This window comes from Bacillus sp. TH50, from assembly GCF_016650565.1.
Lineage (GTDB): Bacteria > Bacillota > Bacilli > Bacillales > Bacillaceae_G > Bacillus_A > Bacillus_A mycoides.
Genome location: NZ_JAEKFM010000008.1, coordinates 327,639 through 344,758, shown reverse-complemented (window position 1 = coordinate 344,758; position 17,120 = coordinate 327,639). Strand labels below are relative to the sequence as shown.

Here is a 17,120-nt window from a genome sequence, read left to right as displayed (position 1 = left end):
ATATAATTGCAAAATCAGCACTTATTTAAAACTTCGGTTTCCTCTGTAAGCATTGGTACATAGGTAGAAAATAATGATAATATAAGTCCTATGATTTTCTTCATACTCGCATCTCCTTATCAATTCGTAAAAAACCTTTTAATTATATATTAGATTTAATTGCTATTAAAATAAAAAATACAAATATGCATAATTGCATATTCTAACTTCTCAAAAAAGAGGGATAAAAATGGTCTATGGATACGCTCGTGTAAGTGCACAAGATCAAAATCTAGATACACAGATTGAACAGCTCATGAAATATGGAGTAGATGAAATTGTTAAAGAGAAAATAAGTGGAGTAACAAAACAAAAGCCAGAGTTAGACACTATACTGTCAAAACTAACTACTGGGGATACTTTGGTCGTAACTAGAATGGATCGTTTAGGTCGAAATACCATTCAGCTACTACAGTTAGTAGAACAACTTCGGGAAAAGGATGTTCATTTTGCGATTTTAAATTTAGGAATAGATACTAGAACTCCAACAGGAAAATTCTTTTTAACTGTCATGGCTGCCTTTAGTGAAATTGATCGAGAAATGATTAAAGAAAAGCAACGTGCGGGAATAAAGTTAGCGAAACAAAAAGGAGTGTATAGAGGAAGATTGAAGAAATACACGGATAAACACCCAGGTATGAATCATGCGATTGAATTACGGGAGCACACCACTAAAACAGTGAAAGAAATATGCCAAATTACGGGTGTGAGTCAGGCCGCCCTGTATCGTAGATTAAAAGAACTTGAATAAAGTTCTTTTTTAATTTGTAATTAAATCCCAGAGTGGCCCCTCATACCCAGAATCGTTTCCGTACCCCGATATAAGCATGTTTTAATTCAAATGTTTCTCCAGGCTGTAGTTGGTTTAAAAGCCGTTTCACATCGATCTGTATGTATTCCGATTGCTTCTTAATAGCACCATTTTTAAAGTATTCTGGATCTGGATTTTTCATATATACATTCGTATTTAATTTTAAACGAGACACATAGTATGTACCTGGTTGTTCCATTTGGTCCAAGTCTTCCAATGAAAAATAACCTAGATCACGAATACATAAATCTCCTGGTCGTAAGGTATCTAAGCACTCCGTGCCAAATGTTTTGTCATTATTTTTTCCTGGTCCAACTTGAAAGTTCAGAAATTCCCCACTGTGCAGATCATATTCTAATTGAATTTTGATTCCGGCTGTTTGAGCACAGCCTCCAGAGCCTGGATATACATTATCTAAAGCATTTGGCACCTGAAATACGGTGGCATCTAGGATACGGATTCGTCCAAAACAAGTGAAGAGATGGTTAGAAATTTGTGTTTGTTCACATATTTTTTGTTGTAACAGTAAAGAAAAAATATGTTGTAAAAACAAAACTGCTTTAGCGTTTAAACGTTTATTTAAGCCCTCAGGGCTGAGTAAAGTACCAGTTGCTGCATGAAGCCTACTACATAATCGTACTAAGGGATCACTTGCTACTCGTTGACTAATCCAAATACAAATCGTAGCTAAGTCTGAGCCGGAAAACTTACGTTTTCGCTTTATAAATCCGATCTCTCTTGCGAGTTCGTCTAAAAATACAGGTGTAATATATCGTTGTAATTCTTCCACAAATGGTTGTAGTTCATCTTGTATCGGGAGATTCATAAGAACATGTCATCCTTTCTAATCTAGCTTCTTTAGAAAGAATAACGTTGTTTTGATACTTGGGGCTAGTAAAGTTTTTTAGTTGATGGGCATTTATGGTGAAGCCTATTAAGCATACTTCTGCGGACAAAAAACAACTTCAAAGCAATAAAGCAATCTTTAAGACTATTTTTACATTTTCATAGTTACCGATAATAGGTATTATGTAGATTTTATCAATACCTAAATACCTCTAAAAATTATATATTTAAGTAAATGATGCTTATTGAAAAAGGGGCTATGTAAATGAAGATAAATAGGAGACAATTGGTAACAACTATATATCCAGGTCAGTTATTTAGCACTGCAATTTTACCCGAAGGCACAAAGTTTTTGAAATGGGAACTAGCGGGTGGTGGCGATTTAGACGATATTCTTTTTGATGTAATGGAAGATAAATTTGGGGACATGGATGACCTTATTTTTAGTGATGTTTTACACGAAAATCGAACTGAAGTGGTACAAAAAGAAGAAATGTACATTGATAATGTTAGGCATGCTACATCATTAGTTGGAATAAAAATATATGCTGTAATTTATGAATAAATAATTTGAATTAATAAAGAAGTCTCAATATTTCTCAATACCCATTTTTTTCTACAAATTGTATATTTTAGTTAGGTTGCTGTAGTAACCTAACTAAAATATACATTTATTATGAAAAGGGGAATGGATATGGAAACCAAAGCGACAGTAGAGATTGCAAGAGTAAGATCAAGTAAAGGACCACAACCAGGACAGAAAAATCGTTCAAGTGGTAACTTTAGTACTGAAAATCTCCCTGCAGGAACAAAATATTTAAAATGGGAGATTGAAGGTGGCGGGGACCCGGATTTTATTAGTTTTAATGTAATGGAAGATAAGTCTGCTGCAACAGACCCTACTCATTTCTCTGGTGTATTAAGTGGCAATCGAACAAGTGTCGTATCTAAAAGATCTCTTTATATTGCCAATCCTAAGAATGCTACATCTGAATTTACTGTAATCGTATCTGCTATGGTTCAATAAGTAAGATTGAGAAAAAAGAGCCTAAGAAATATTTCTTAGGCTCTTTTTTGTAGATTACCTTGGTGATCCTTTCTGTTTAGCTTGTTTAGAAAGAATAACGTTTTTGGATACTTGGGGGTAATAAAGTTTCTTAAGTTGTTGGGCATGTATGGTGACCCCTAATACATTTTATAACCGTTATGTTTATCTTCCATCATACTTTTTGATACATCGCTAATTATATCCTTAATAGCTAGAAAATTGGATTTAATTAAAATAATATCTTGTGGTCTTTGTTCAATATTATATTTCTTATAGATCCTCTTCCTAGCAACCTGTTTTGCGTAAACTTCTGCAGAAAGTTCTCCTATTACTCTAACAGGTACCGGTAACGAGGAAATACAATAACCGAAAGTTTTTAGCCCCTATTTAATCCCTTCATTTAAAACACTTTTATATGTAGCTGACACTGTCATTTTCAGTACAAGAAACGGGAGTAAAAAAAGCTTAATTCTTATCTTTTTCATTGCAAATCTGTAGATATATAAAAATTACATATTAAGAGATTGTTTCTAATCTGTATTAGCTGTAGTTTTCTTATAGTAATTGTAATATCTTTTTAAGGATAAGTGAGATTTAAATCCAATCTGCCGCATGATTTGTTCAGGGGTGTTTTTCTGTTTGATTTCCCTTAAAACAAAGGAGTTCCGAAAGTGTTGGGCAGAAATTCCCTTTCGAAGATTAGCACGTTTCACTTCTAAACGAATCATTTTTTGTACCGAGATTTCAGTTAGTAAATTTGGTGCATTATCGTCATAGCTCCAATGGTATGTCCCACGAGTAAAGTCAAAAGCAATAAATAATGGATCGCTGCTGTGGTATTTAGGACGTACAGGTTCAGGAATAGTTTTATAGTAATTATATAAATGTAATTTGTCCTCTTCGTTCAAATGGATTGTACGATATATTTTTGAGTCTTCAGCAATAGATAACGTATTACTTTCGAAATGAACGTGTTGCATTCGCAAAGAAACAAGCTCTTTTAAAGATAATCCATAGTCCAGGAGCAACGTAACGATAGAAATGTTCCGTTCTAAGATCATTGGGCGTGTTGATGGTTGTTTTTCAGTCAGTCCTTCTAATGAAGAGATAACTTCTTTAAGACGATTCTCTTCTTGGAAAGAAACGAAATCTTGACTACGTAATGCCCGATCAGGTGGATTTATATGAATAATCCCTTCAATCGGATTTGGTAAATCTAAGTATTTGTACAATCTATTTAAGACAATATATATGCGGTGTATAGTTTTATCAGAGTATTGACGAACTTCTTTTAAATAATTAAAAAAAGCTTCGAAATCTTTTTTATGAAGTGATTCAAAAAGATTATTTTCAGTAAACCTTTTTGATTGGTGCAGCCATTGAATAAAACTTTCTACATCATATATATAGCGCTTGATTGTAGAGGGTTTTCTTCCTTTGTTAAATAAATAAGCAGAAAAGCCTTGTATTGTATTTTGGAGTTCTCTTGTAATGATATTGATTTTTATACCTCCCTATTTTCATATCTTTTGACCACTCTGTAAAATGTAGGACTAGTCATATTGCAGCTTTTCATGGCGTATAGCGCTGTGATCTGCCCTTCTTTCCATTGATTATAAGAATGAATGAATTCTTGAGTTATCTCGGTTTTAGGTCTCCCTAAATGCTTTCTTTTTTTCTTTGCAGCTTCAATGCCTTCACGTTGGCGAGTTTTTATTTTTGTCCGTTCTTCTTCAGCAAGCCACGATAAGATTTGAAGTACCAAATCAGTAATAAGAGTTCCTAAACTATCTTTATATTGAGTTGTATCTAAAAGTGGCATATCTAATACGACAATATGAGCTTGTATATTTTGGGTAATATCTTTCCATTCCTGAAGGATAGCTTCTTTATTTCTTCCGAAACGATCTAAGGAGTGAATATATAAAATATCATCTTTTCTTAACATGCGTTTTACAAGTTGGTATTGTTCACGGTTAAAGTCTCTTCCGCTCTGCTTATCGACAAAAATATCTCGTTCGTCAGTGATGAGTTGTTTCATTGCTTCAATCTGGCGATCTTCATTTTGATCTTTGCTACTGACTCTTATATATCCGAATTTTCTTGTATTCAAAAAATAGACATCCCTTCAAAATTGTTTCTATTGAAATTATAACAAAAAACACTTCAAAAGGTCTCATTAATTATTTAGTACTTCAAAAATATGTTTTTAAACCTTTTGAAGTACTGAATTTAATAGAGTTTACTGTACTTCAAAAGGTGTACCTTTTGATACACTTTTTTGATATAGGGAGTTTAATTAATTAACATTACACACAAGGAGATATATGAAGAAAAAAACAAACACCAGTACCCAAAAGCGATTAACCATTTTAAATACTCCTTTTTATCTCACTTTAACATTTCTTACAACCATGAGTAAGAACGGTCACACACCAGAACCTAAAAAAGAACTGAGCGGTGTTTGCCCAGTTCTTTTTTTGTTAATTTTGTAATGTATAAAATTTCACTTTAAATGTACCACCAGGTGAAGGCGCCCCACTAAGGCTTGGATTAGCAATATACAGGTTATTTTTATTTGCACCTATAGGAATCCCTACGATAGAACCATGTTTAACATCTGACCAAATTGTAGGGTCTGTATCACCTGTTTTATCACGCATCACTCTGAAGTTAAGCACTGTTTCACCACCACCTTCTATTGAAACTCGAACTCTTGTACCTTCAGCAAGATGTCCCAATGAGAAATTACCACTAGATCTATTTTTTTGACCAGGTTGTGGGTTGTACAAAGAATCAATTTGTCCCTCTAATTTTTCTTTTCGTTCAACCACCTTAAATTTTTGATTAAGGTTTGCAGTCCAACCCCAGATAATTATATTTGTGTTATTGGAAGGATCGCTATAACTAACATCTAACATTTGCTCATTTTTTAAATTTTCTAGATACACATATCCATTTAGAGCACGTTTTATCTTCCAATACTGTTCATTTCTTCCTACATCAAGTCCCATACCAAATACATTATGTGAAGCTCCATCCCAGCCTAAAGCTCTAGTTGGATCCCATCGATTTATTATACGATATGCTTTTTTATTCTCATCGTATTTAAGAACAAATTCAGCATTCAGTTGATTTTGGTAACTATATAACTGAACATTGCGATCTGTCTTGGTCATGTCAAGAGCGCTCGTATTATTTAAGGCGGTTTTAATAATATATGGGCCGTCAGCTACTCTAATTTCTTCTCCTTCCTGTTCATCTATGGCTAGCGTTTGACTTTTAAGTAGTGTTTGATTGCTGCCATTCTTTACATAAACGTCAATCTTATCTCCCGTAAATAGAGGTAAACCTTCAAATCTAAGATCGTGTCCCACATCCGTTTGATCCCAATAACTATAATAAGGATTTCCGTTAACGACTTCACCAATATAGTTCCCGTTTCGATACACTACATAATGATTACGTAAATATACATCCCCACCGAATCCAATTCGTAAGCCTGAAGACCCTTTTGGCGTTATATAGCGAATATCTCCACTAAGGTGTCTGTCATTCAACCGAATGACACGATCAATTAACCCTTTACCAGGGAAATCCGCGGCGATGATTCCCACATTCCTCAACCCGAGTTTAGAAATAAACTCAACCGCTAATAGATTTGTTCCCCCATAAAATACCTGACCATAGACTCCACGGGGATAATCAGTCCATTTATCTGTTCTATGTTCTGTAATCATTTGCATACTCGAATTCGTACCACTACCTCTATACCCACTTGCTACAAAATAAGGTGCAGCTCCCCTTGTGATAAAATACCATGCTCCGTTCCCACTTAAATAATTTAAATACATGGCTTGGCCATTATTTGCATTTGCAACTTGTAAATGTTGTTTTACTGCAGTCCATTTCGCATACATCGCATCAGGCGTATTATCTACATCAAATTGATCTTGCCTAGTTATACTACTATATGGAATACCAAATCTTTTTCCATCTGTCGGAAAATCTGACAATACTACAATTTTGCCTTTCACTTCATTTAGCGTCGGATTATTGGATGTACCTTTCCAAAAATAATTACTATAGCTAGCATTATTATAATAGCTATCTTCAAAAACTTGAGCCCACGTTTTTATTGTGCTAGCGTCTGTACATTTTCCTGTACCAGGTCCATTACATTCATTTTTCACTCGCATCAATACTGTTTCTCCTGGATTTGTTCTTAAAAATGCAGTGATTTTATCTAAAATATCAATGCCAAAAATTGCACGTTGATTAGCAGATCCATGATAAGCGCTAAGCTGAGTATTCGAGTCTTTTCGTAAACGAATATCCAAATAACGACTCCCTGAGTTCAATTGTGTGATTAAATTCATTGTTTGCGTGATGACATAATCATCTGGATATGGGGTACCATCACCAAAACGTGCCATTGAGTTATGCGTCCCAGGTATAGACAGTGCGCTTATTTTTGTATCCCCCGGCATTTTACCCATCCAATTGGGATTCGAATAACCAATCTCAGAATCATGAGCATATCCTTTTTCATTATTCGTGATGACAATGTCTTTATTTAATTTCATATCACACAACCTTCCTCTATCTAATTTTTTATTCATTTTCCTAATCCTGTTGGTACTTAATAATTATAGATTAATAATTTTATATTTAGAACATTCAAAATAAAAATAATCCTAATATCCATATTGAGAAAAACTTTTCAAATATGAAACTCGAATACAAAATTTAGATAGAAAATTAACAAGTAGATGTCTGTAAAAGTATACCTTTATAAACTGTTATTTACTTTTCCTATTGGTGAGAGAAATATTCCAATTGACATTTTCAAAAATATTGATTTTCCAGTGCCAAATAATCCTTATTTAACGGGAAAATTGTCTTAATGTACAATTTTCTTTTTTTGATATGGTGACCCCTCGATGGGCATGGGGTGTACCCCAACATTCGTTAGAATAGAAAAGAGGCATCTTTCCGAAGCAGGAGAGATGCCCTATTTTACAACAATTGAAATTCAAGATGAAATTTTTTTGCACCAGAATCTTATAATTTAATATAGTCTCTGTAATTTAAATTTTTGATTATTACTAGCTGTAAATGGATATACTATAACATTTGTTCCATTTTTAGTACCAGAACCAGTTACATCTAAAACCCTAGAGTTTTTCTTGTTTTTTAAATAAAAATATCCATTTCCTGCATCTTCAACTAACCAATAATGCTCTTCATAGTATTGGTTAGGTGTAGCAAAAACATTGTCAGAACCTTGATAGTCATTCCAAGCTAATATTAAATTTTCATTTGTTACACTTTTAATTTGATAGGCCTTTTTATTTGAATCATATACTAACTTCCATTTTTGATTATTACTGCCGTTATTGCTCCATAAGGTAACATTATTCGTTGATTGATTCAGATCTATAACGCTACTATTATTTAACGCAGAAAATAATTGATAGGTACCATTCAAATTAGCTCCAGGAATGTTTTCTCCTACTTCTTTATATACGACATACTCCATTCCATTGACCGTTGCTATTACCGCATATTGATCTTTTAAGTTTAATGGAAGACGGTCAACCCACATGCTTGTATTTGGTCCTCCGCTCCACATATTATGCGTAGTCCGTTTTGTTAAATTCACAACTTTATAAGACGCATTTGGTGCATTTGCTCCCGTTTTTATTTCAAATGTACAAGCATTGTCTATCGGTCTGTAGAAATATTGAACACTTGACGGACGAAGTCGCTCCATAAGATCCTGTTCTTCTTTCTCCGCAATTTTTACCGCTTCATATAATTTATCAGCATAATTCTTAAGATCTTGCCAGCTATCTTTTGCTGTATTAAGATCTGCTTTTATAAAAGCAAATTCTTCTGGGGTAATAAATGTGATATTTTTTACTAAATTATTATATTTTGCTGCTACAGTATCCCAACTATTAGACATTTTCTGTATAGAATTAATAGCTGTGTCAATTGTTTCCGCCATATTCGTAGTCTTATCTTTTGCATCAGTTATAATAGCTATTTCTGCTTGTGCCCCAGAAATTTGTGCTTTTAAAATTTCTATTTCTCGCTCAGCAGATGCAATATTACTTTTTGCTGTTGCAATCAGCGGTCCACCAATGATACACGTTATTAACGTCGCGCAAAGTACTGAACCTGCAATAATTTGATCATTGCTTTTTTTGATAGACTCATTATACCCATTAATTCGCTGTTCTAAATATGGAATACCTGCAGTTGTACTAGCTAAAATAGTCGTTAATTGATTTGTATCTTGTTTAAAGTTTTGTGTATCTGCTGTCATTTTATTTCGGAATGTTTTCAGCTGTTCCAATAGCTCGTTAACTTCACTTTTATTAGTCAATATACTTTGATACAATTTTTCGAGCTCAGTTTTCAATTTTTCAGTATCTTTTTGATCTATTGCAGCTAGTAAAACACTATAGTGTGTTTGAAATGTATCATTATAATTTACAATGTTTTGATTCGTATTCATAATACGTGGTTTAAGATTATCTAACCAATAGGTCGCGTTTTTTTTTGCATCGTCCTGGTGCTTCAACATGTTTGCTCGTAAATAACTATTAAGAGAACTTATACCACTAAGGTCTGTCTCTTGTTGATTACGTATTGTTTTGGCATATGAATCCATAACAAGTACATTAGACATTGCTGGTGCTAGTACATCTTGAAAGCCCTCAGGACCAAGTGAATAATTATGACTGGTTTCTTGCGATATAGTTGTATGGACTTTTTGTTCTGCCGCGAAAGTATGAAGTGGTACTATATTACTTGTTACCATTCCAGCAATCATCATTGATAATAAGAATTTCTTGTACAATTTCTTATTCATATTATCCCACCTACGCTTTTTAAGAATTCGTATCTTTTAGTGAGCATTGAGGAAGTTCCCTGCTCAAGTTTGAACAGGGAACCCTTATCACATAAAATCAATTGATTATTTTGTATCTACTAATTTAATATCAGTTTCATAAAGATTTGCAGCAGTATCTCTAACTTCTTTCCAACTATCTTTAGCCACATCGAGATCCTCTTTTATGAAAAATAGATCGTTAGGGTCCATAACTGCAATATTTTTAAGTAAAGATTTATATTTTGATCCAACTACATCCCATTTGGTTGAAAGATTTTGTAGTGCAGTAATTGCTATATCAATAGTCTCTGTTAAGGATTCAGTTTGCTCTTTTAGATTGGTTAAACCAGCTACTTCTAATTGAGCCTGGGTTATTTGTCCTGTTATATTCTTAATCTCTTCCTGAGCCTTATCCATCTCTTGCTTTGCTATAACAATTCCCGCTATACCTCCTGCTGTTGCTCCTAAACCACCTACAATGAACACCACTCCTAGTTTAGCTCCTAAACCAGTACCAATTAGAACTGCTCCGCCTATAATAGCAAGTGGGCCTAGAGCTGTTGCAACTGCTGAGGCAATAAGCAGTTTATTATATTCAGCAATTGTAGCATGATACGTTGTGAGTTGATTTTGCAACAGCGGAATTCCAGCATCTTGACTTGCTAAAATAGACGTTATTTGAGTAGCATCTTGTTTAAAGTTTTGCGTATCTGTTGCCATTTTCTTTCGGAATTCTCGCAGTTCTCCTAATAATTCGTCAACTTCCGCCTTATTTGCTACAACATCATTATTTAGCCTTGTAAGTCCATTTGATAATGTTTCCTTGTCCTTATTGTTTACAGCTGCTATTAACGTATCATAGTAATTTTGAAATTTAGTATTATAATTAATAATATTTTGATTCGTTGAAATCATTTGCGGTTTAAGTTTATCTAACCATTGCCCTGCATTTATTCTGGCAATATTTTGATCATTAATTATTTTCGTTCGTAAAGATGTATCAATTGAATTGAGCCCATTGAAATCAGCATTTGCTTGTTTAATGATTGTTAAAGCATAAAGGTCCATTACTAAAGCATTTGACCCTGTATTTGTTATTGCCTCTTTAAGACCCTCTGGTCCTAATGAATAATCCGGGTAATCGTCCGTTGTACCTGTTTTAGCGTGAATAGGAGTTGATTTTGCCATGCTTTCCGCTGCAGAAGCATATGTTGGCATGATACTACCTGCTGCCATTACCGTTATTAATGCGGATAAAGCCATTACTTTATAAGGCTTTTTTGCCATTTTTGTCTTCTCCTTTAACTTTCAGTATAGTCATATTCCACTCTTTGCTTAAACTTAATTTATTGTTACATTTGTAATGAAATTTTCATACTTTTTTGTTTGCAAATACAGTTCATCACTGAATTCTTTGAGCTGAATTAATTGATTTTGCAATCCAACACTATCCATGTGTGCCCCTGCACTCAGATTGAGTTGGATTTGGATCATTGTATCATTTAGCGCTTTCCAATCATTCATCAAATATTCAAAAGTTGTAATTTGCCTCTTAATCATCTCAGTAAACCCATTCATTTGATCCTCAATAAAAGTCATTTCAGTCACTTGAATTTGGGTTTCTGCTAACTGCTGAATTAGTGGTAGTAATTCTTTTTGTTTCTGCTCAATGATCCTAGCAGAAGCAGCTGTTTGGCTGTCGAAAAGATCTAAAATTCCACCACCAAGAGATGAAATAGAGATAAAATCTATAGTTTGAGTCTGAGCTGCTCCGCCCGCAATCGTAAAGACTTGCTTCCCAATATTTATAACGCCGTTACGAACTTCATTTGGTCTATTTAAAATTTTTGCGAGTTCTACCAGTATCTCTTCTTGAAGTCTTTTAATATCAGCTCTTAGCTGTGTAACAGTTCCATCTGACCCCTCTAAGGATTGAATTGCTATTTTTGCTTTTTCAGAAAACCCTTTGTTATCTTGAAGCAATAAATCATTAAAACGATTTAGCTGCAATAAGGTTTGGTTCATATTATCTTGGATAGTTTGTACGTCCTGTTGTAGTCTATTAAAAGCATTTACAAAACTCACTTTTGTTTCCGCATCTGTATTTACCGTTTCCGCTAAATCATATAATGTACCATAATAACCATTGAATCTTGTACTAAAACGCTGCATATCTTGATTTAAATCAACTAACTTAGGATTATATTCATCTAACCATTCGCGAACATGATTTTTTACAAATTCTTGGTGATTCGTTAAACTGCTCATACCAGTCCCTTTAATGGTTGGTTGCTGTAAAATAATTAATCCATATGCTTGCGCTAAAGGTGATTGTGAACCTAACGTTCTAATCGAATGTGATAATGTATTCGCATTTTTGACATTTTGTACATATGTTGACTCTGATTTAGACTGCACCCTCTCCGCGTAAGCACTTACATAGTTGGAAGGACTTGCTAATATTGCTGTAACCAATAATCCTGTAACTAAAGTTTTTTTCACTTGAACTCCTCCTTTTCTTATTTTTTAAAGAGAGATTCTAAAATAAGTCTGTTACAATTACTATTTTTATAAAGGAAATAGCAATAGATATTGACTAGATTCTTTCTTATTCTCCTTTTTGGAGGGATGGAAAAAGATACCCCCTATTAGAATATATAAACATCAGAAAATACGCAATATTACGATTAATCACCCACTATAAGATAATAGTGACTAGTTTTTTTTATGTTTTGTTATATATATACCAAAAATATATATATATTTTTTTGGTAATGTCATATTTAAAATAAAAAGATATATACGAATTAAGAAATCCATCGTTAATTGTCATAAATTCTACAATATTTTTGAATGTGGGTGTTTTAGTCCATTCCCTGAAAAAGGGAGATAATACAAAATATAACAAATGGATAAATGTGTCTAAACGAGATACCTGTAAAAATGAGTCATAATATTCATTTCATACCCATGTATTGTTTTTTATTAAATAACTAACTTACAATAAACAAAAAACAATTACCTATGCAGATAATTGGTTTTTGTTTCAGTTTATATTAACTCGAAAAAATATTTACAAATTTACCTATAATTGGATGAATTATGCCAATATCCTAATTAGATGTAAAAAAACATTTTATTAAAAAAATCTTTAAATTTACATAGACTCTAGATACACTACATATCAACTTCAGATACTTGTTCTATGATACAAGAAATTCTTTTTATTACTATATATTTGTTCTTTCCTGTTGCAGAATCCTTATTATAAGGATTCTTTTTTTGTATCAAAAATCTACAAAGAAAAAAGATAAGATCGGGAACACAATCTTATCTTTAGCACAAGGAGTAAACAAAAGGATAACTATCATATTGTTATTATAAATTATTTTTTGTTAATTTTTAATATTAAAACCATAATTGATAATTATATCTATATTGAGAAATTTATTACAAAATTAGCTATAAATGATTCAAAAATCGAAAGTAAACTTTTACCCAAAAGTTTACTTTCATTCCTAATTACAATAAGAAAGGCAAAAAGAACTTGTAGGAATCACTACAAGTTCTTTTTAGTTAAGGTGAATATACGGGACAAACAAACTATCTTACAGATTCATTATAAAACTACAGGGGTAATGCTTTGATAAGTATATTATATAACAAATATTAACATCCATAGATTTTAATTTTGAAAATTATGTGAATTAAGTAAACAGAATGGTATATCATTTTCTCTACCTAAAAAATCCATTTATTTGTTTTGTATAAATAACTTTAAATTAATATCTATATCATAATTAATTAGTGAAATTATAAGTATAGGTAAATAGAGAAGAATGTAGCATTCTTACAGATAAACCTTTATATATATTCGATACATATTAATTATAATAATATGTATCGATAGGTATAGATAGATATAATACGTCAATATGTTTGAATTGCATATATTTCCACGGCGGATTTCACAAGAAATGAAAATGTATATTTTTTACAAAGTGTGAGGTATAATTTTTGTTGAAGAGCAATCTGTAAGTCCCATTAAAATATGTGGTAAATTTACATGGGATATGCATTACATATTCGAAAAGAGATAGTGCATTTAATAAAAGTGTTCTTATCTCTTTTTTTGGTTCTGGTGCAAAAAATCATTTGATAGAGACATAGAACCTACACAGTGTTTTCGATTCTAGATTAGGGTGGTAACAAATCACATTTAGAATCTAATGGTATAAAGGTTATCATACCAAATGATCCTGAAAGAGATGTTGTAAACAAGATTATTTATGAGGAGGATCAATTTGAACAAAAAAATTATAAATTTTTCTGTATATTGTACTTTGAATGTCTTTATGTATCTAATGGCATATTTCTTTGCCATAAAACCTGCTATTATTACAGCAACAACTGTGGACTATAATAGGATGAAATTTTTAACTATACTATTTGTACTTACAGTAATTTCAATCCTATATGGCTTTATAATGAAAAAAATTATTCGTCATAATTCCAAGCTCTCGCATTCAATTACAAATGAAAGCATACTGTTTACGTTTAGCCATATTTTTACTGTTTTTATTTTCTTGGCTATAATGTTCATTTAACTCATATATAATGTGTGTTATAAGTGAATTTGGTACGTTACAAGACTATTTGCTTGCCCCTAATTGGTGTTATGTAACCTTATATAAATAGCTTATTTACAACACGAAAAAACAGAAAATTCATGATGTAATAGACCTAATAATATCCATAATTAGGAAAATCAATACTTTTGCACGCAATACTTTTCCTAAATCTGGCTCAGGATATACTTTTTTAACAAGGGATTCTAATGTAACCCACCCTGTAACCATTTCCCCGTCTTGATTAAAGGAGAATTTCTTATCTTTATACGTAAAGTCACCTGTTTTTGTTAACTTTATCCATGGTGGATTAATCGTTGTTTAATTTTTAAAATGGTATGATGTGCACGAGTGCGCAATCACAAAAGGGCCACCTATTTTCATAGGTGACCCTTTTGTGTTGGGTAATCTTCTTTCGTGGAGAGTGAATCAATAAGATGTTAGCTTTCCAATCTAAAAACGATAAGGGTAATAACCTTGATTTAATTATACATCAGTATATAATTTCTGTTCATTGAGAAAGTAATTTCCTAATAATCCTAAAAATTAACAAGAAAAGACACTCATTACCATGAAACTCTTCTATTGTCCAATGTGTTCTTTCTAAAATACTATTAATATCTTCCTGAGTAATTGTATTTTTCATTATTACTTCCTCCTCTATTTTCGTTCGTTGTGTTCGTTTGTTTTGTTAGGGAAAAATAAAAAAACAATTAAATAGATTAATTGTTTTTCCAATGCATAATCTTTATTTTTATTTTTCTGAAGTAACCTAATATATTTAAAAAAACAAATCCTCCAAATGCAAGTGGTATATAGATGAACCCTATCTTTAATATTGCCTTTGTTTCTCTGTGATCAGAATTCCCCATTCAAATCAACCATCCCTTTATTTGTATGTATTTTCTTTTTAATTCCAATAATAAGGGAATTATACCATCAGAAGAGATTAAAATCTTTATTTTCAAAAATTATTAACCTTATCTTTCCTTAACAACAAACAAGACACCGCCAAGATCACGGCAGCGCCTACGATAATTGCTATTGGTTTAACCATTATTCCACTGATAATCCTAACTCACGTTGAACTCCTGAAAACGAATAGCCATATGCATATCCTACAATACGGATTCCTGGAGCGTATCTATGCTCTAAATCTTCATTGTAAGTTTTCTTGTAATACTCTAATTTAGAAACAATATTATGTTTATCGTTAATAATTACCTCGTCGCTAGGGAATCCATCCATTTCAATCTGTACAGCTACATAGTTAGCCCCTTCACTTGCTGCTCTTTTATATTAATCAGCTTGTCACCATTTGAAAGGGCAAGCATATATTACGGATATGGCAGCTATTCACTCATAGGGCCTCCTTTTTAAGAGCACTTGTATACAGCGCTCTTTTTTGTGCGAAAATTTTTCTGCAAAATGAAATTTTTATAAAGTTTTTTCGAAAATCATATATATCCATAATTCCTAACATTACATATAAATAATGTGTTATTATTAATTATGAAGATATTTACCAACTAACTTTTATGCCCTAGTCATGCACCGCACTAGGGCATATTCTCATTTTTTTAAATACATACAAATAATTTTTTACATCAATATATTGCATTATTAATTAAAATGATATATTATATTCAGAGAAGAGTAAGGTAAGAGTTACTCTTTGCCGTTTTAGGAAAGGTTCTGTTGGAAACAGCAGAGCCTTTTTTCGTGGTTTAAAAATATTAAGACAAAGTGAAATTTTTATACTAATCCTCATCTAACGCCGTAACAGTTAAATAATTACGAGCCTTCTTTTTGCTGGCCACTCTCTTTATATAAGATGGTGTCTTATAAAAGAGTATTGTCTTAGGAAGTACGCCCAAATATTGAGCGCACTCCTGTACAGTTCCAATACATATTAGCGATTCACCCTTGTAAATAGCATACTCCTTTAACCCCATTACCCAACTCCCCTTACTCTAAAATGAAGTTTTTATCATGAAACAAACCTTGAATGTTTATGTCGCTTCTTGACATCCTAAAAATAGGAGGTGATATATATGAATAACTCTAAAAAAGAAAAAGATGATGTGACAAATAATAATGTGCTTGGTCTTGATTTAGATGAGCAGACTATGAACGGATTATACGGAATGCCTGAAACTGATATTGAAGACAAAGATCACCGTAAAAAAAGCAATTCACCAAAAACCTAGTACATATTTACACATAACATCTTTCTAATTAAGAGCACATTGCAAAAGTGCTCTTATTTTTCGAAGATTAGACCAAATAGCGTTTTTGTTAAGAAATTTGTTTATCCTCAACAAGGGGTAGCACCAACAATATCTTTTATTGCTTTATGAACTGCAGCAATATCTCCCAATGTAGATAAATACACTAGTGTATCAAAATATGTTTCAGTCAAATTAATAATTTCTTTTCCGTTTCGAGTTAAATGTTCAACTTGTTTATCGCTAATACGTTCCCATTCTTTAATGGTTTTATTTGCATCCTCCTGCAGTAGTTCCAACGCCTTATGATGTTCCTGTTCAGTTTTCACTAAAGTTCTTGTGAGCTTGTAGTGACTTTGTTTCAATTTCTTCTTCCGCTCTTTGCAAAACAGTTAATATATCAACTATGTCCGAATCATCCATTCGCGTTACCATTTCATTTCTAAGACAATCTTTTAATTCCTCAATTTCCTTCATTACTCATTCCCCTTTCAAATAACGATTTTGTCTAAATCCATATACTTGTACATACTAGATGTGCTTACTGGGCGCACTGACGCTATTGATGATGAAAGGCTACATAATACTCTAATTGGTGTTCAAAAAAAGTATGGGG

The 17,120-nt window shown here is 32.4% G+C and carries 15 protein-coding genes and 5 pseudogenes; 6 read left to right on the top strand and 14 right to left on the bottom strand.

Translation table 11 applies throughout. The features are described from left to right. Window positions 1-229: 229 nt before the first annotated feature. Window positions 230-790, top strand: a complete 561-nt coding sequence (locus JFU23_RS29710) for a recombinase family protein (protein ID WP_201033494.1) — start codon at window positions 230-232, stop codon at window positions 788-790. A 46-nt stretch (window positions 791-836) separates the two neighbouring features. Here the strand turns inward: JFU23_RS29710 and JFU23_RS29705 are convergent. Beyond that, window positions 837-1,676: pseudogene (locus JFU23_RS29705) on the bottom strand (IS4 family transposase); the annotation flags it as partial. 285 nt (window positions 1,677-1,961) lie between these two features. Between JFU23_RS29705 and JFU23_RS29700 the strand changes: the two are divergent. Next, window positions 1,962-2,261 carry a hypothetical protein gene (locus JFU23_RS29700; protein ID WP_201033493.1) on the top strand — a complete coding sequence of 100 codons (300 nt, stop codon included), beginning with the start codon at window positions 1,962-1,964 and terminating at the stop codon, window positions 2,259-2,261. A 129-nt stretch (window positions 2,262-2,390) separates the two neighbouring features. Next, window positions 2,391-2,723 carry a hypothetical protein gene (locus JFU23_RS29695; RefSeq protein ID WP_016097133.1) on the top strand — a complete coding sequence of 111 codons (333 nt, stop codon included), beginning with the start codon at window positions 2,391-2,393 and terminating at the stop codon, window positions 2,721-2,723. A 551-nt stretch (window positions 2,724-3,274) separates the two neighbouring features. Here the strand turns inward: JFU23_RS29695 and JFU23_RS29690 are convergent. Beyond that, window positions 3,275-4,240 carry a tyrosine-type recombinase/integrase gene (locus tag JFU23_RS29690; protein ID WP_201033547.1) on the bottom strand — a complete coding sequence of 322 codons (966 nt, stop codon included), beginning with the start codon at window positions 4,238-4,240 and terminating at the stop codon, window positions 3,275-3,277. Between the two features lie 8 nt (window positions 4,241-4,248). Then, window positions 4,249-4,857 (bottom strand): recombinase family protein, encoded by a 609-nt coding sequence (locus JFU23_RS29685; RefSeq protein WP_201033492.1) that lies wholly within the window; start codon window positions 4,855-4,857, stop codon window positions 4,249-4,251. 214 nt (window positions 4,858-5,071) lie between these two features. On the opposite strand from JFU23_RS29685, the gene JFU23_RS30360 reads away from it, so the two are divergent. Further along, entirely contained in the window at window positions 5,072-5,239 is a 168-nt protein-coding gene (locus JFU23_RS30360) for a hypothetical protein (protein ID WP_207200028.1), read from the top strand. Here the strand turns inward: JFU23_RS30360 and JFU23_RS29680 are convergent. The 5 genes and pseudogenes from JFU23_RS29680 to nheA form a co-directional block, all read right to left on the bottom strand. Next, the gene (locus JFU23_RS29680; protein WP_201033491.1) at window positions 5,228-7,366 is read right to left on the bottom strand and encodes a phosphatidylinositol-specific phospholipase C domain-containing protein; all 2,139 of its coding nucleotides are present in this window, start codon (window positions 7,364-7,366) and stop codon (window positions 5,228-5,230) included. The genes JFU23_RS30360 and JFU23_RS29680 overlap by 12 nt on opposite strands. Before the next feature lie 449 nt (window positions 7,367-7,815). Then, window positions 7,816-8,286, bottom strand: a complete 471-nt coding sequence (locus JFU23_RS30810) for an RICIN domain-containing protein (RefSeq protein WP_242483574.1) — start codon at window positions 8,284-8,286, stop codon at window positions 7,816-7,818. A gap of 264 nt (window positions 8,287-8,550) precedes the next feature. After that, a pseudogene (nheC, locus tag JFU23_RS30805) lies at window positions 8,551-9,627 on the bottom strand (non-hemolytic enterotoxin subunit C); the annotation flags it as partial. A 105-nt stretch (window positions 9,628-9,732) separates the two neighbouring features. Beyond that, window positions 9,733-10,935, bottom strand: a complete 1,203-nt coding sequence (gene nheB / locus JFU23_RS29670) for a non-hemolytic enterotoxin subunit B (protein ID WP_201033489.1) — start codon at window positions 10,933-10,935, stop codon at window positions 9,733-9,735. A 54-nt stretch (window positions 10,936-10,989) separates the two neighbouring features. Continuing rightward, on the bottom strand, window positions 10,990-12,150 hold the full coding sequence (gene nheA, locus JFU23_RS29665) for a non-hemolytic enterotoxin subunit A (RefSeq protein WP_201033488.1): 1,161 nt from the start codon (window positions 12,148-12,150) through the stop codon (window positions 10,990-10,992). A gap of 1,802 nt (window positions 12,151-13,952) precedes the next feature. Here nheA and JFU23_RS30800 point away from each other — a divergent pair. Next, window positions 13,953-14,255, top strand: a complete 303-nt coding sequence (locus tag JFU23_RS30800) for a hypothetical protein (RefSeq protein WP_002191567.1) — start codon at window positions 13,953-13,955, stop codon at window positions 14,253-14,255. A gap of 168 nt (window positions 14,256-14,423) precedes the next feature. Here the strand turns inward: JFU23_RS30800 and JFU23_RS31385 are convergent. The 4 genes and pseudogenes from JFU23_RS31385 to JFU23_RS30795 form a co-directional block, all read right to left on the bottom strand. Continuing rightward, a pseudogene (locus JFU23_RS31385) lies at window positions 14,424-14,564 on the bottom strand (N-acetylmuramoyl-L-alanine amidase family protein); the annotation flags it as partial. 280 nt (window positions 14,565-14,844) lie between these two features. Next, a pseudogene (locus JFU23_RS31380) lies at window positions 14,845-14,922 on the bottom strand (Gp49 family protein); the annotation flags it as partial. A gap of 410 nt (window positions 14,923-15,332) precedes the next feature. Next, window positions 15,333-15,566 (bottom strand): annotated as a pseudogene (locus tag JFU23_RS29660) (hypothetical protein); the annotation flags it as partial. 470 nt (window positions 15,567-16,036) lie between these two features. Further along, a complete protein-coding gene (locus tag JFU23_RS30795) occupies window positions 16,037-16,231 on the bottom strand; it encodes a hypothetical protein (protein ID WP_137057813.1) in 195 nt (64 codons plus the stop codon). A gap of 99 nt (window positions 16,232-16,330) precedes the next feature. On the opposite strand from JFU23_RS30795, the gene JFU23_RS29655 reads away from it, so the two are divergent. After that, window positions 16,331-16,486 carry a DUF4021 domain-containing protein gene (locus JFU23_RS29655; protein WP_201033487.1) on the top strand — a complete coding sequence of 52 codons (156 nt, stop codon included), beginning with the start codon at window positions 16,331-16,333 and terminating at the stop codon, window positions 16,484-16,486. 107 nt (window positions 16,487-16,593) lie between these two features. Here the strand turns inward: JFU23_RS29655 and JFU23_RS29650 are convergent, their stop codons facing one another. Continuing rightward, entirely contained in the window at window positions 16,594-16,833 is a 240-nt protein-coding gene (locus JFU23_RS29650) for a hypothetical protein (RefSeq protein WP_201033486.1), read from the bottom strand. Then, complete coding sequence (locus tag JFU23_RS29645; protein WP_201033485.1) at window positions 16,823-16,981, bottom strand: hypothetical protein; 159 nt, start codon at window positions 16,979-16,981, stop codon at window positions 16,823-16,825. Before JFU23_RS29645 ends, JFU23_RS29650 begins: the two co-directional genes overlap by 11 nt. Between the last annotated feature and the right edge of the window lie 139 nt (window positions 16,982-17,120).

What these genes read in the sequence shown, in the direction of transcription:
- JFU23_RS29710 (WP_201033494.1), top strand. Translation starts at nt 230, where the DNA reads ATGGTCTATGGATACGCTCGTGTAAGTGCACAAGATCAAAATCTAGAT.
- JFU23_RS29700 (WP_201033493.1), top strand. Translation starts at nt 1,962, where the DNA reads ATGAAGATAAATAGGAGACAATTGGTAACAACTATATATCCAGGTCAG.
- JFU23_RS29695 (WP_016097133.1), top strand. Translation starts at nt 2,391, where the DNA reads ATGGAAACCAAAGCGACAGTAGAGATTGCAAGAGTAAGATCAAGTAAA.
- JFU23_RS30360 (WP_207200028.1), top strand. Translation starts at nt 5,072, where the DNA reads ATGAAGAAAAAAACAAACACCAGTACCCAAAAGCGATTAACCATTTTA.
- JFU23_RS29680 (WP_201033491.1), bottom strand. Translation starts at nt 7,366, where the DNA reads ATGAATAAAAAATTAGATAGAGGAAGGTTGTGTGATATGAAATTAAAT.
- JFU23_RS30810 (WP_242483574.1), bottom strand. Translation starts at nt 8,286, where the DNA reads ATGGAGTATGTCGTATATAAAGAAGTAGGAGAAAACATTCCTGGAGCT.
- nheB (WP_201033489.1), bottom strand. Translation starts at nt 10,935, where the DNA reads ATGGCAAAAAAGCCTTATAAAGTAATGGCTTTATCCGCATTAATAACG.
- JFU23_RS30795 (WP_137057813.1), bottom strand. Translation starts at nt 16,231, where the DNA reads ATGGGGTTAAAGGAGTATGCTATTTACAAGGGTGAATCGCTAATATGT.
- JFU23_RS29655 (WP_201033487.1), top strand. Translation starts at nt 16,331, where the DNA reads ATGAATAACTCTAAAAAAGAAAAAGATGATGTGACAAATAATAATGTG.
- JFU23_RS29645 (WP_201033485.1), bottom strand. Translation starts at nt 16,981, where the DNA reads ATGAAGGAAATTGAGGAATTAAAAGATTGTCTTAGAAATGAAATGGTA.